This window comes from Photobacterium sp. BZF1 (assembly GCF_014349205.1).
GTDB lineage: Bacteria > Pseudomonadota > Gammaproteobacteria > Enterobacterales > Vibrionaceae > Photobacterium.
Map to the genome: position 1 here is coordinate 1 of NZ_JACSOF010000004.1, position 14,968 is coordinate 14,968.

General features: G+C 49.0%; 11 protein-coding genes. 10 read left to right on the forward strand and 1 reads right to left on the reverse strand.

The window, feature by feature from the left end; all coding sequences use genetic code 11:
* The 9 genes from tuf to rpoC all read left to right on the forward strand — a co-directional run.
* Nucleotides 1-1,158, forward strand: a 1,158-nt coding sequence (tuf, locus tag BIZ37_RS01455) for an elongation factor Tu (protein ID WP_187460010.1), incomplete at its 5' end; no start/stop codon positions are given.
* Nucleotides 1,159-1,373: 215 nt separating this feature from the next.
* Nucleotides 1,374-1,751 carry a preprotein translocase subunit SecE gene (gene secE / locus BIZ37_RS01460; protein WP_107301233.1) on the forward strand — a complete coding sequence of 126 codons (378 nt, stop codon included), beginning with the start codon at nt 1,374-1,376 and terminating at the stop codon, nt 1,749-1,751.
* Nucleotides 1,752-1,762: 11 nt separating this feature from the next.
* Nucleotides 1,763-2,308, forward strand: coding sequence for a transcription termination/antitermination protein NusG (nusG, locus tag BIZ37_RS01465; protein WP_039458779.1), 546 nt, complete (start codon nt 1,763-1,765; stop codon nt 2,306-2,308).
* Nucleotides 2,309-2,432: 124 nt separating this feature from the next.
* Entirely contained in the window at nt 2,433-2,861 is a 429-nt protein-coding gene (gene rplK, locus BIZ37_RS01470; RefSeq protein ID WP_007462791.1) for a 50S ribosomal protein L11, read from the forward strand.
* Nucleotides 2,862-2,865: 4 nt separating this feature from the next.
* Nucleotides 2,866-3,570 (forward strand): 50S ribosomal protein L1, encoded by a 705-nt coding sequence (gene rplA / locus BIZ37_RS01475; protein ID WP_107301232.1) that lies wholly within the window; start codon nt 2,866-2,868, stop codon nt 3,568-3,570.
* A gap of 256 nt (nt 3,571-3,826) precedes the next feature.
* Nucleotides 3,827-4,321, forward strand: a complete 495-nt coding sequence (gene rplJ, locus BIZ37_RS01480) for a 50S ribosomal protein L10 (protein WP_036817332.1) — start codon at nt 3,827-3,829, stop codon at nt 4,319-4,321.
* A gap of 61 nt (nt 4,322-4,382) precedes the next feature.
* Nucleotides 4,383-4,748 carry a 50S ribosomal protein L7/L12 gene (rplL, locus tag BIZ37_RS01485; RefSeq protein ID WP_187460011.1) on the forward strand — a complete coding sequence of 122 codons (366 nt, stop codon included), beginning with the start codon at nt 4,383-4,385 and terminating at the stop codon, nt 4,746-4,748.
* 223 nt (nt 4,749-4,971) lie between these two features.
* Nucleotides 4,972-8,997 carry a DNA-directed RNA polymerase subunit beta gene (gene rpoB, locus BIZ37_RS01490; RefSeq protein ID WP_187460012.1) on the forward strand — a complete coding sequence of 1,342 codons (4,026 nt, stop codon included), beginning with the start codon at nt 4,972-4,974 and terminating at the stop codon, nt 8,995-8,997.
* A gap of 99 nt (nt 8,998-9,096) precedes the next feature.
* On the forward strand, nt 9,097-13,314 hold the full coding sequence (gene rpoC / locus BIZ37_RS01495) for a DNA-directed RNA polymerase subunit beta' (protein WP_187460013.1): 4,218 nt from the start codon (nt 9,097-9,099) through the stop codon (nt 13,312-13,314).
* Nucleotides 13,315-13,550: 236 nt separating this feature from the next.
* Here rpoC and rsd read toward each other — a convergent pair whose 3' ends face one another.
* On the reverse strand, nt 13,551-14,039 hold the full coding sequence (gene rsd / locus BIZ37_RS01500; protein ID WP_187460014.1) for a sigma D regulator: 489 nt from the start codon (nt 14,037-14,039) through the stop codon (nt 13,551-13,553).
* Between the two features lie 149 nt (nt 14,040-14,188).
* Between rsd and nudC the strand changes: the two genes are divergently transcribed.
* On the forward strand, nt 14,189-14,962 hold the full coding sequence (nudC, locus tag BIZ37_RS01505) for an NAD(+) diphosphatase (protein ID WP_187460015.1): 774 nt from the start codon (nt 14,189-14,191) through the stop codon (nt 14,960-14,962).
* Nucleotides 14,963-14,968: the final 6 nt, after the last annotated feature.

Below are 14,968 nucleotides of genomic sequence, written 5' to 3' on the forward strand. Positions count from 1 at the left end.
AAACCGCACGTTAACGTTGGTACTATCGGCCACGTTGACCACGGTAAAACTACTCTAACTGCTGCTATCTGTACTACTTTGTCAAAAGTATACGGTGGTGAAGCTAAAGACTTCGCATCTATCGATAACGCTCCAGAAGAGCGCGAGCGTGGTATCACAATCTCTACTTCTCACGTAGAGTACGATACTCCAACTCGTCACTACGCACACGTAGACTGCCCAGGACACGCCGATTACGTTAAAAACATGATCACTGGTGCTGCGCAGATGGACGGTGGTATCCTAGTTGTTGCTGCAACTGACGGCCCAATGCCTCAGACTCGTGAGCACATCCTACTAGGCCGTCAGGTTGGTATCCCTTACATCATCGTGTTCATGAACAAGTGTGACATGGTTGATGACGAAGAGCTTCTAGAGCTAGTTGAGATGGAAGTTCGTGAACTTCTTTCTGAGTACGACTTCCCAGGTGACGACTGCCCAGTAATCATGGGTTCTGCTCTTGGCGCTCTAAACGGCGAGAAAGAGTGGGAAGACAAGATTGTTGAGCTAGCTGAAGCACTAGACAACTACATCCCAGAGCCAGAGCGTGCGATCGACCGTCCGTTCATCCTACCTATCGAAGATGTATTCTCAATCCAGGGCCGTGGTACTGTTGTAACTGGTCGTGTTGAGCAGGGTATCATCACTGTAGGTGACGAAGTAGAAATCATCGGTATCAAAGAGACCACTACTACTACTTGTACTGGTGTTGAGATGTTCCGTAAGCTTCTTGACGAAGGCCGTGCTGGTGAGAACGTTGGTGTTCTTCTACGTGGTACTAAGCGTGACGAAGTTGAGCGTGGTCAGGTTCTTGCTAAGCCAGGTTCTATCACTCCGCACACTACTTTCGAGTCAGAAGTATACGTTCTGTCTAAAGACGAAGGTGGCCGTCACACGCCATTCTTCAAAGGCTACCGTCCACAGTTCTACTTCCGTACAACTGACGTAACTGGTACTATCGAACTACCAGAAGGCGTAGAAATGGTTATGCCTGGCGACAACATCCAAATGGTTGTTACTCTAATCGCTCCTATCGCGATGGACGAAGGTCTACGCTTCGCAATCCGTGAAGGTGGCCGTACCGTTGGTGCTGGTGTTGTAGCTAAGATCGTTGAATAATATTTGACGACTAGGTACTAAAAAGGGCATCATTTGATGCCCTTTTTCTGCGCTGTTGCTTGGTTTTGCATATTTTTTGCTCAAGCCTGCAGAGAAACTTTTTATTATGATGAAGTTTTTGTTTGTAATTAAGGCCTTAGTGCTTTCCTTCATTATCAGCCTCGCAAATGCGGGGTTATTTTCGTCTATATTGAGACTAGTTACAGGTTGGTTGTATGAAAGCGAATGCCGAAAACCAAAGCAGCTCCGGCGGTATGGACGGCCTTAAGTGGGTCGCTGTATTTGCTCTGCTAGCTGCCGCTGTGGTTGGTAATTACCTGTACAGTGATGTTTCTGTAGTGCTTCGCGCCGCTGCTGTTGTTGTCCTTGTGGCTGCAGCGGGTGGTGTTGCCGCACTTACAGCAAAAGGTAAAACCGCGATTGCGTTTGCCCGCGAATCGCGCATGGAAGTCCGCAAGGTAGTATGGCCTACTCGTCAGGAAGCTACGCAGACAACCTTTATCGTTTTAGCTGTCACTGTCATTATGGCGTTAGCCTTGTGGGGCATCGACGGCATCATGGTCCGTCTAGTCCGCCTAGTTACCGGTGTGTGAGGTAAGAGTTCATGAGCGAAGCTCCAAAAAAACGATGGTATGTAGTACAGGCCTTCTCTGGTTTTGAAGGTCGTGTAGCACAATCCCTACGTGAGCATATTAAAATGCACGGCATGGAAGAGTACTTTGAAGAAGTGCTTGTCCCAACTGAAGAAGTTGTAGAAGTTCGTGCTGGCCAGCGCCGTAAGAGCGAGCGTAAGTTCTTCCCTGGCTATGTGCTGGTACAGATGGTGATGAACGATGAGACATGGCATCTGGTACGTAGTATCCCTCGTGTAATGGGGTTCATCGGCGGTACATCTGACCGTCCGGCTCCGATCTCTGATAAAGAGGCCGATGCTATTCTTAACCGTCTTGAGAAAGCAAGCGAATCACCTGTACACAAAACTGTGTTCGAACCAGGTGAAGTTGTTCGTGTTACTGACGGACCGTTCGCTGACTTCAACGGTGTGGTGGAAGAAGTCGATTACGACAAGAGCCGCCTGAAAGTATCGGTATCGATCTTCGGCCGTGCCACTCCAGTAGAATTGGAATTTGGCCAGGTTGAAAAAAGCTGATCAATAAATAGTCAGTTTTAGTTGTCAAGGGCGTGGAATTGGACTATAATTTCGCGCCCTTTCGTTAGACGGGGAGTCTACTTCTAGAGAGTGGACGTTTGAACCCAAATTAAGGTAAATAGCAATGGCTAAAAAAGTAGAAGCTTACATCAAGCTGCAAGTTGCAGCTGGTATGGCAAACCCAAGTCCACCGGTTGGTCCTGCACTAGGTCAGCACGGTGTGAACATCATGGAATTCTGTAAGGCGTTCAACGCTAAGACTGACTCAATCGAGAAAGGTCTACCGACTCCAGTTGTTATCACAGTATACAACGACCGTTCTTTCACGTTCATCACTAAGACTCCACCTGCTGCTGTTCTTCTTAAGAAAGCTGCTGGCGTTAAGTCTGGTTCTGGCCGTCCGAACACTGAGAAAGTTGGTACTGTAACTGACGCTCAGATCCAAGAGATCGCAGAAACTAAAGCTGCGGACATGACTGGTGCTGACATCGAAGCTATGAAGCGTTCGATTGCTGGTACTGCTCGTTCAATGGGTCTAGTGGTAGAGGGTTAAGACAATGGCAAAACTTACTAAACGTATGCGCGTAATCCGCGAGAAAGTTGATGTTAACCGCGAGTACGACATCAACGAAGCTGTTGCTCTTCTTAAAGAACTAGCTACTGCTAAATTTACTGAAAGCGTTGACGTTGCTGTTAACCTTGGCATCGATGCACGTAAATCTGACCAGAACGTTCGTGGTGCAACTGTACTACCAAACGGTACTGGCCGTGAAATCCGCGTAGCGGTATTCACTCAGGGTGCAAACGCTGAAGCTGCTAAAGAAGCTGGCGCTGACCTAGTAGGTATGGAAGAACTTGCTGCTCAGGTTAAGAAAGGCGAGATGAACTTCGACGTAGTTATCGCATCTCCAGATGCAATGCGCGTTGTAGGTCAGCTTGGTACTATTCTTGGTCCACGCGGTCTAATGCCAAACCCTAAAGTTGGTACTGTAACTCCTAACGTTGCTGAAGCTGTTAAGAACGCTAAAGCTGGTCAGGTTCGTTACCGTAACGACAAGAACGGCATCATCCACACTACTATCGGTAAAGTGGACTTCGACGCTGCTCAACTAAAAGAGAACCTAGAAGCTCTTCTAGTTGCTCTGAAGAAAGCTAAGCCTTCTTCAGCTAAAGGTACTTTCATCAAGAAAGTTAGCATCTCTACCACTATGGGTGCAGGTGTAGCGCTAGACCAGAATACTCTGGAAACTAACGCACAGTAATTTGCAGAATCGGCAAATTAGTGTATAATTTGCCGCTTCCGAATTCATGGCTAAGGCTGTTGCCTCGGTAACAGCCTTCGTCAAAGACCGTAGGCGTCAACTCCTAGAGCTGACTTAATATCACCTACGTAGACGGTGCCAGAACATGATTGATGTAATATCTTTCTTGGATCTGCGCCGTAAAAACTCTCCTGCCATACTGGCAGTGAGTGGTGTATTGTCCGGGGGAACCCGGCTTAATCCAGGAGCAAATCCAATGGCATTGAACCTTCAAGACAAAAAAGCAATTGTTGCTGAAGTCAACGAAGCTGCCAATGGTGCCCTGTCTGCAGTTGTTGCTGACTCTCGTGGCGTTGCTGTGGGTGCGATGACTTCTCTACGTAAACAAGCTCGTGAAAACGGCGTTTACCTGAAAGTTGTTCGTAACACACTAGCTCGTCGTGCAGTGGAAGGTACTGATTTCGAATGTCTTACTGAGACTTTCGTAGGTCCTACACTGATCGGTTTCTCTAACGAGCACCCAGGTGCTGCAGCGCGTCTTTTCAAAGACTTCGCTAAAGAGAACAAAGATTTCGAGATCAAAGCAGCTGCATTCGAAGGCGCTGTTGCTGACGTTGAAGTACTAGCAACTCTACCAACATACGACGAAGCGATTGCACGCCTAATGATGTGCATGAAAGAAGCGTCTGCTGGTAAGCTGGTACGTACTATCGCAGCTGTTCGCGATCAGAAAGAAGAAGCTGCGGCTTAATAGCCCTTGCTTTTCACTGATTGCTATTTAAACTAATTGTTGACTTTTAAAGAGAATTGTTATGTCTATCACTAACGAGCAAATCCTAGACGCAGTTGCAGAAATGTCTGTAATGCAGGTTGTTGAGCTAATCGAAGCTATGGAAGAAAAATTCGGCGTTTCTGCTGCAGCAGCAGTAGTAGCGGGCGGCGCAGCTGCAGAAGCAGCTGAAGAGCAAACTGAATTTGACGTAATCCTAACTGGCGCTGGCGCAAACAAAGTTGCAACTATCAAAGCTGTACGTGGCGCGACTGGCCTAGGTCTTAAAGAAGCTAAAGCTCTAGTAGACGGCGCTCCAGCACCTCTGAAAGAAGGTGTTGACAAAGCTGAAGCTGAAGCTCTTAAAGCTCAGCTAGAAGAAGCTGGTGCTTCTGTTGAAGTTAAGTAATAATTACTTAATTTCTTAGCCTTAATTGGCTAATGGCTGGTGGCTAAAAAGCCACCGGCCTTTTTGCGCTGTAGGGTAGTGGTGTTTTCACATTGTTTTGCGACCACTCTCCATGCAAAAAACAGTCCTGCTCTCGCGGAGCTGTTCCTACAAAAACAGTGTTATTAGTCACTGCTCCTCGTTTTGAGCAGTTTGGATCACTTATCAGCGATCTGAGGAACCTATGGTTTACTCTTATACCGAGAAAAAGCGTATCCGTAAGGATTTTGGTAAGCGTCCACAAGTTTTGGATGTACCATACTTGCTGTCGATCCAGCTTGAGTCTTTTAAAAAGTTCATCGAGCAGGATCCAGAAGGGCATTACGGTCTAGAAGCTGCCTTTCGTTCTGTTTTCCCAATTCAGAGCTATAACGGCAATTCCGAGCTGCAATACGTTAGCTATCGTCTCGGTGAGCCGGTCTTCGATGTTAAAGAATGTCAGATTCGTGGCGTAACATACTCTGCACCACTTCGTGTGAAGCTTCGTCTTGTCATGTACGATAAAGACGCGCCAGCTGGCACAGTCAAAGACATTAAAGAACAAGAAGTTTACATGGGCGAAATTCCGCTCATGACAGATAACGGTACATTCGTTATTAACGGTACCGAGAGGGTTATCGTATCCCAGCTACATCGTAGCCCGGGTGTTTTCTTCGACAGCGATAAGGGTAAGACCCACTCCTCAGGTAAAGTGCTTTATAACGCACGCGTAATCCCATACCGTGGTTCATGGTTGGATTTCGAATTTGATCCTAAGGATAACGTATTCGTACGTATCGACCGTCGTCGTAAGCTTCCTGCTTCAATCATCCTGCGCGCGCTAGGTTACACCACCGAGCAGATCCTTGACATGTTCTTCGAGAAAGTAAACTTCGAAGTACAGGGCAAGTCTCTTGTGATGGAACTGGTACCTGAGCGTCTACGCGGTGAAACCGCCAGCTTCGATATCGAAGCCAACGGCAAGGTTTACGTTGAGCAAGGCCGCCGTATTACCGCTCGCCATATCCGCCAGCTAGGTAAAGACGGTGTTGACCACATCGAAGTCCCTGTTGAATACATCGTGGGTAAAATCGCATCACGTGATTACGTGAACGAGGAAACCGGCGAGTTGATCGCAGCAGCTAACCAGGAACTAAGCCTGGAAACACTAGCTCTGCTATCTCAGGCAGGTTACAAATCTCTAGAAGTTCTGTTTACGAACGATCTAGATTACGGTCCGTACATGTCTGACACTATCCGTGTCGACAGCACGACCGACCGTCTAAGCGCACTGGTAGAAATCTACCGCATGATGCGCCCGGGCGAGCCACCAACGCGTGAAGCAGCAGAACAGCTTTTCGAAAGCTTGTTCTTCACTGAAGATCGCTACGATCTATCAGCTGTGGGCCGAATGAAGTTCAACAGCTCGCTAGGTCGTGAAGAGTCTACAGGTCAGGGTACCCTAGACCACGCAGACATCATCGATGTAATGCGTCGTCTGATCGATATCCGTAACGGTAAAGGTGAAGTTGATGATATCGACCACCTTGGTAACCGTCGTATTCGTTCTGTAGGCGAAATGGCTGAAAACCAATTCCGAGTTGGTCTGGTACGTGTTGAGCGTGCTGTTAAAGAACGCCTAAGCCTTGGCGATCTAGACGCAGTAATGCCTCAAGACCTAATCAATGCCAAGCCAATTTCTGCGGCAGTTAAAGAGTTCTTTGGCTCTTCTCAGCTGTCTCAGTTTATGGACCAGAACAACCCACTGTCAGAAGTTACTCACAAACGTCGTATCTCGGCGCTTGGTCCAGGTGGTCTGACTCGTGAGCGTGCTGGCTTTGAGGTTCGAGACGTACACGCGACCCACTACGGTCGTCTATGTCCGATCGAAACGCCGGAAGGTCCAAACATCGGTCTGATCAACTCACTGTCAGCATTTGCTCAGTGTAACCCTTACGGTTTCTTGGAAACTCCATACCGTAAAGTGATCGACGGCAAGGTAACCGAAGAAATCGACTACCTATCTGCTATCGAAGAAGGCCACTACGTAATCGCTCAGGCGAACGCCGCGCTTAACGATGACGGCTCTTTCGCTGACGAACTGATCACTGCCCGCCAGAAGGGTGAATCAGGTCTGCACCCACGTGACCATGTCCAGTACATGGACGTTGCAACCAACCAGGTTGTATCGGTGGCTGCTTCTCTGATCCCGTTCCTAGAGCACGATGATGCGAACCGTGCCCTTATGGGTGCGAACATGCAGCGTCAGGCAGTTCCTACTCTACGTGCTGACAAGCCGCTAGTAGGTACAGGTATCGAGCGTAACGTAGCGGTTGACTCCGGTGTTACAGCCGTAGCTAAACGTGGCGGTATGGTTCAGTCAGTAGATGCTTCTCGTATCGTTATCAAGGTTAACGAAGACGAGTTGGTACCAGGCGAAGCGGGTATCGACATCTACAACCTGACCAAGTACACCCGTTCTAACCAGAACACATGTATCAACCAGCGTCCAACTGTGATGCCGGGTGAGCCTGTTGCTCGTGGTGACGTACTAGCTGACGGTCCATCTACCGACCTTGGTGAACTAGCCCTTGGCCAGAACATGCGTATCGCGTTCATGCCTTGGAACGGTTACAACTTCGAGGATTCCATCCTTGTATCTGAGCGTGTTGTACAGGAAGACCGCCTGACAACTATCCACATCCAAGAGCTATCTTGTGTGGCGCGTGATACTAAGCTAGGTGCGGAAGAAATCACTGCCGATATCCCGAACGTGGGTGAAGCAGCGCTATCTAAGCTGGATGAGTCAGGTATCGTTTACATCGGTGCTGAAGTTAAGGGTGGCGACATCCTAGTTGGTAAGGTGACACCTAAGGGTGAAACTCAGCTAACTCCTGAAGAGAAGCTACTACGTGCTATCTTCGGTGAGAAAGCGTCTGACGTGAAAGACTCTTCTCTACGCGTACCTAACTCTGTGTCTGGTACTATCATCGACGTTCAGGTATTTACCCGTGACGGCGTTGAGAAAGACAAGCGTGCGCTAGAAATCGAAGAGATGCAGCTGAAAGAAGCGAAGAAAGACATCACTGAAGAATTCCAGATCCTTGAGGGTGGTCTTCTTGCTCGTGTTCGTACTCTTCTTCTTGCCGCTGGTTACAGCGAAGACAAACTGTCTTCAATGGACCGCGAGAAGCTGTTCGCACAGACTCTTGATGACGAAGCACAGCAGAACCAGCTTGAGCAGCTAGCCGAACAGTACGACGAGCTGAAAGCTGAGTTCGATAAGAAATTTGAAACCAAGCGCCGTAAGATCACGCAGGGTGATGACCTAGCGCCGGGTGTCCTTAAGATTGTTAAGGTTTACCTAGCTGTTAAGCGTCGTATCCAGCCTGGTGATAAGATGGCGGGTCGTCACGGTAACAAGGGTGTAATCTCGAAGATTTGTCCTGTTGAAGACATGCCGTACGACGAAAAAGGTCAGACAGTAGATATCGTACTTAACCCGCTGGGTGTACCGTCTCGTATGAACATCGGTCAGATCCTGGAGACTCACTTGGGTCTTGCAGCGAAAGGTATCGGTGACAAGATCAACGAGATGCTTAAGCAGCAGCAGGAACTACACCAGTTCCGTAACTTCCTGCAGAAAGTGTACGATCTGGGCGACACGCGCCAGAACGTAGACATTGCCGCACTAAGCGATGATGAAGTACGTACTCTGATCGGTAACCTGCGTAACGGTCTACCAATCGCGACACCTGTCTTCGACGGTGCGCCAGAAGCGTCTATCAAAGAACTTCTGAAATTGGGTGACCTACCAGAATCTGGTCAGCTGACTCTGTTTGATGGCCGTACTGGTGACAAGTTTGAGCGTCCTGTAACTGTAGGTTACATGTACATGCTGAAACTGAACCACTTGGTTGATGACAAGATGCATGCCCGTTCTACCGGTTCTTACAGCCTTGTTACTCAGCAGCCGCTGGGTGGTAAAGCTCAGTTCGGTGGTCAGCGTTTCGGTGAGATGGAAGTGTGGGCACTAGAAGCATATGGTGCCGCATACACCCTACAGGAAATGCTAACTGTTAAGTCGGATGACGTTAACGGCCGTACGAAGATGTACAAGAACATCGTCGATGGCGACCATCGTATGGAACCTGGTATGCCGGAATCGTTCAACGTATTGTTGAAAGAAATCCGCTCGTTGGGTATCAACATCGAGCTGGAAGACGAATAAGCCTCGGTTCATACCAAGATTTATTAGTTACTCCGGTATAAATATGAAGGCGCCAGCAGACTGGCGCCTTTATGGGTCAACTCCTCACAGGAGCCGAATGTGAAAGACTTACTTAAGTTTCTGAAAGCACAACACAAGACTGAAGAATTTGATGCAATCAAAATCGGTCTTGCTTCACCAGACATGATCCGTTCATGGTCTTTCGGTGAAGTTAAAAAACCAGAAACCATCAACTACCGTACTTTTAAGCCTGAGCGTGACGGTCTTTTCTGTGCACGTATCTTTGGCCCGGTAAAAGACTACGAGTGTCTTTGTGGCAAGTACAAGCGCCTGAAGCACCGTGGTGTTATCTGTGAAAAATGTGGTGTAGAAGTAACTCAGACTAAAGTGCGTCGTGAGCGCATGGGTCACATTGAGCTAGCTTCTCCTGTAGCCCACATCTGGTTCCTTAAGTCACTGCCATCTCGTATCGGTCTGTTAATGGACATGCCGCTACGTGACATCGAGCGTGTACTTTACTTTGAATCTTACGTGGTAATCGAACCAGGTATGACCAACCTTGAGCGTAGCCAGCTGCTGTCTGAAGAACAGTACCTGGATGCACTTGAAGAGTGGGGCGACGAGTTCGACGCGAAGATGGGTGCTGAAGCCGTTCAGGCACTTCTGGCCAACATGGACCTGAATGCTGAAATTGAGCTGATGCGCGAAGAGCTAGAAGAAACTAACTCTGAAACCAAGCGTAAGAAGCTAACCAAGCGTCTTAAGCTGGTAGAAGCATTCCTACAGTCAGGTAACAACCCAGAGTGGATGATCCTGTCTGTACTGCCAGTACTTCCGCCGGACCTACGTCCGTTGGTACCGCTAGATGGTGGTCGTTTCGCAACTTCAGATCTGAACGATCTGTACCGTCGCGTTATCAACCGTAACAACCGTCTGAAGCGCCTACTGGACTTAGCAGCCCCTGACATCATCGTACGTAACGAAAAACGTATGCTGCAGGAGTCTGTTGATGCATTGCTTGATAACGGTCGTCGTGGCCGCGCTATCACAGGTTCGAACAAGCGTCCTCTGAAATCTTTGGCTGATATGATCAAAGGTAAGCAGGGTCGTTTCCGTCAGAACCTACTTGGTAAGCGTGTAGACTACTCAGGTCGTTCTGTTATCACCGTAGGTCCATACCTACGCCTGCACCAGTGTGGTCTTCCTAAGAAGATGGCACTTGAGCTATTCAAACCATTTATCTACGGCAAGCTAGAGACTCGTGGTCTAGCGACAACGATCAAAGCTGCTAAGAAGATGGTAGAGCGCGAAGAAGCGGTTGTTTGGGATATCCTAGACGAAGTGATCCGCGAACACCCAGTAATGCTTAACCGTGCACCAACACTGCACCGTTTGGGTATCCAGGCATTCGAACCAGTACTGATCGAAGGTAAAGCGATTCAGCTTCACCCACTAGTGTGTGCGGCATATAACGCCGACTTCGATGGTGACCAGATGGCGGTACACGTACCTCTAACTCTGGAAGCACAGCTAGAAGCACGTGCGCTGATGATGTCTACCAACAACATCCTTTCACCAGCATCTGGTGATCCGATCATCGTACCTTCTCAGGACGTTGTATTGGGTCTTTACTACATGACTCGTGAAAAAATCAACGCGAAAGGCGAAGGCATGTACCTTGAAGGTCCTGCTGAAGCTGAAAAAGCTTACCGTACAGGTAATGCTGAGCTACACGCTCGCGTTAAGGTTCGTATCACTGAACACCACGCTGATGAGCAAGGCAACCTAGTTGCTGACACCAAGCTGGTTGATACGACTGTTGGTCGTGCAATGCTTTGGACAATCGTACCGAAAGGTCTGTCTTACAGCCTTGTTAACACTGAAGCTCTTGGTAAGAAGCAGATCTCTAAACTGCTTAACACCTGTTACCGTGAACTGGGCATGAAAGATACTGTTATCTTCGCTGACCAGATCATGTACACAGGTTTTGCTTACGCGGCACTTTCTGGTGTTTCTGTTGGTATCGACGACATGGTTGTACCAGAAGCGAAATACACCAAGATCGCCGAAGCTGAAGCTGAAGTTGCTGAAATTCAGGAGCAGTTCCAGTCAGGTCTTGTTACCGCGGGCGAGCGTTACAACAAAGTTATCGATATCTGGGCAACAGCCAACGAGCAGGTTGCTAAGGCGATGATGGATAACCTGTCTTTTGACACTGTTATCAACCGTGATGGCGAAGAAGAGCAGCAGAAATCGTTCAACAGCGTATACATGATGGCCGACTCAGGTGCTCGTGGTTCTGCAGCACAGATTCGTCAGCTAGCGGGTATGCGTGGTCTGATGGCTAAGCCGGATGGCTCAATCATCGAAACACCGATCACGGCGAACTTCCGTGAAGGTCTGAACGTACTTCAGTACTTCATCTCTACTCACGGTGCTCGTAAGGGTCTAGCCGATACCGCACTTAAGACTGCGAACTCCGGTTACCTAACACGTCGTCTAGTAGACGTTGCTCAGGACGTTGTAATCACGTCTGATGACTGTGGCACTCACGAAGGTATCACCATGATGCCTCTGATCGAGGGTGGTGACGTTAAAGAGCAACTTGGTGATCGCGTTCTTGGCCGTGTGGTTGCAGAAGACGTTATCAAGCCGGGTACAGACGAAGTTCTAGCTCCTCGTAACACGCTTCTTGATGAGAAGTGGTGTGAGATCCTAGAAGCGAACTCTGTTGACCAGGTGAAAGTACGTTCTGTAGTTACCTGTCAGAATGACTTCGGTTGTTGTAAGAACTGTTACGGTCGTGACCTTGCACGTGGTCACCTAGTGAACCAAGGTGAAGCGGTTGGTGTTGTTGCAGCACAGTCAATCGGTGAACCGGGTACACAGCTGACAATGCGTACGTTCCACATCGGTGGTGCGGCATCTGCAGCAGCGGCTGAGAACAGCATCCAGGTTAAGAACACAGGTTCTCTGAAACTTCAGAATGCTAAGTTCGTAACCAACAACGAAGGCAAGCTAGTAATCACTTCCCGTGCGACTGAAATGACCATCATCGATGAGTTCGGCCGTACGAAAGAGAACTACAAATTGCCATACGGTTCTCACCTGACTAAAGGTGACGGCGCAGAAGTAGCAGCTGGTGAAGTTGTTGCTAACTGGGACCCGCACACAATGCCAATCATCACCGAAGTAGCTGGTCGTATCCAGTTCGTTGACCTGATTGATGGTGTGACTGTTTCTCGTCAGACTGATGAGCTAACGGGTCTGTCTATGATTACCGTACTAGACGCTGCAGAGCGTACCGGTGCAGGTAAAGACATGCGTCCAACCGTTAAGTTGGTTGACGAAAACGGTAACGATGTAATGATCGCCGGCACTGAAATGCCAGCTCAGTACTTCCTACCGGGTAAAGCAATCATCCAGCTAGAAGACGGCGCAATGGTTGGTATCGGTGATACGCTAGCACGTATCCCACAGGCATCTGGCGGTACGAAAGATATCACCGGTGGTCTACCACGAGTTGCTGACCTATTCGAAGCACGTAAGCCTAAAGAGCCTGCGATCCTTGCTGAAATCACTGGTACCGTATCGTTCGGTAAAGAGACTAAAGGCAAGCGTCGTCTGATCATCACACCTGCAGAAGGTAACGCATACGAAGAAATGGTTCCTAAGTGGCGCCAGTTGAACGTATTCGAAGGTGAGAAGGTTGAGAAGGGTGATGTAATCGCCGATGGTCCAGAGGCTCCACACGATATCCTACGTCTGCGTGGCGTTCACGCCGTTGCAGAATACATCGTGAACGAGGTTCAGGAAGTTTACCGTCTACAGGGCGTTAAGATTAACGATAAGCACATCGAGACTATCGTTCGTCAGATGCTACGTAAGGCAACTATCCTGTCTTCTGGTGATTCTGAGTTCCTACCTGGTGAGCAGGTTGAGTTCTCTCGCGTCACTATCGCGAACCGTAAGCTAGAAGCCGAAGGCAAGCTGCCAGCAACGTTTGAGCGTGACCTACTAGGTATCACCAAAGCGTCGCTTGCAACTGAGTCGTTCATCTCGGCAGCATCGTTCCAGGAAACGACTCGCGTACTAACAGAAGCTGCGGTTTCTGGTAAGCGTGATGACCTACGTGGCCTGAAAGAGAACGTAATTGTTGGTCGTCTGATCCCTGCTGGTACCGGTTTCGCGTACCACCAGAACCGTCAGCGCCAGCGTGATGCAGAGCTTGAGCCAGTTGCACCTCAGGTAGATGCAGAGCAGGCATCGCAAGATCTTGCTGCGCTACTGAACGCAGGCCTAAGCGACGAAAACTAATCGTCAGCTAACGCATTGAATAAAAGGGTACCTTCGGGTGCCCTTTTTTATTGCCTGCAATTTGGGCTTGGGTTTGCCTGGCAGTAGAAGAATAATTGAAAGGGTAGAGGGAAATGGCTGCGGGCAAGGGTAATACCAAGCTATGCTTTTGCAGGATGCAGGAATAAGGCGTATAAAAGAATGACCAGCCTGATAGGTAAACCAGGCTGGTGGCAGGTGAGGACAGGTAATGTAGCCTAGGCGCCCGGAGGGAAGGCTAGGCTCTCGCTGATCAGTTCGATCAGTTTATCCTCAAGGGCAAAGCGGATTTCAATCAGCTCGCCGATGGCAGACAGGTCATTGTCAAAGTCGGGTAGCTCATCATCATCACCCATGTCGGTGTATTTGTCGCTGAAGTTCAGCAACGGGTCGGTGGTTTGGGTGATTTGTGCGTAGAGCTGGGAGATTTCTTCTGTTGGTGAAAAGCCGGTTGCATTCCAGCGCTCCATGACCATATCGTAGATTTTGAAGTGGCCTTCGGAGATGTAGTCGACCAGTTGCTGGCTGAAAAGTTGCAGCTGGGTAGCGGTTGGAAGTTGGCGGTTATTACTTTCGAACGGGGGAAGTCCAGCTAACTTGCAGTAATCGATCAGCAATTGTTGCCGAGACATCAGCCAGTGGTCAATGACGTCACTGGTGCCGCCCCATTGTTTTTGTACTTGCTCGAATTTACTTAACATGACCATGCCCTCATGATCTACAGTACCGAGACAGGGTACTGGAAACAATACCTGTTAATCTCTTAAAAAAGAGAACCTTGAATTACGGATCCTTTTCCGTATTAACTTTAGATTGCCAGTAAAAGCGATACCCTGCAAGGATGGATGTGACGTTGATGTTAAAAAAACAAGAAAAAGGCTATTGGTGCATAGTCAAAGATCGCCAGCTCTACATGGAAGATCAACAACTTCCACTCAAAGAGCCGTGCGAAGTAGGGTTTGATCTTGAAAATGTGGTGGAGGTTGGCCGATACCAAGGCTTCCCCGTTTACTGGCTCGAAGCGCCAGAGGGTATTGATGAAGCCGGGTTTGATAGCCTACGGGCACTGCTGACCATCGATGGTGAGTTGTTCAACCTTGCCGGGCGGGCTATCCAGTTATCGCATATGCTGCACTCTCAGCGCTTTTGTCCACAATGTGGTAGCGAATGTCAGATTGCCTATGCCGAGCTTGCCATGGCTTGTCAGGGATGCCATAGCCACCATTACCCGCGATTGTCACCATGCGTCATTGTCGCGGTACGGAAACAGGACAAGATCCTGTTGGCCCAGCATCCGCGCCACAAAACCGGCATGTATACGGTAGTCGCAGGGTTTGTCGAAGCCGGGGAGACGCTGGAGCAGTGTGTTGCCAGGGAAGTATTGGAAGAAACCGGGATAGTTGTGACTAACATACGGTATTTCGGTAGTCAGCCCTGGGCGTTCCCGTCCAACTTGATGATGGGCTTTTTGGCCGACTACCAAAGTGGTGTGCTGAACCCGGATTATGCAGAACTTAGCGATGCGATTTGGGCGACAAAAGAGACTTTACCGGATCTCGCCCCGCCAGGAACGATTGCCAGGGCATTGATTGAGCAGACCTTGGTATTAATGGAAGGGGATGAAGGCTAACAGCCA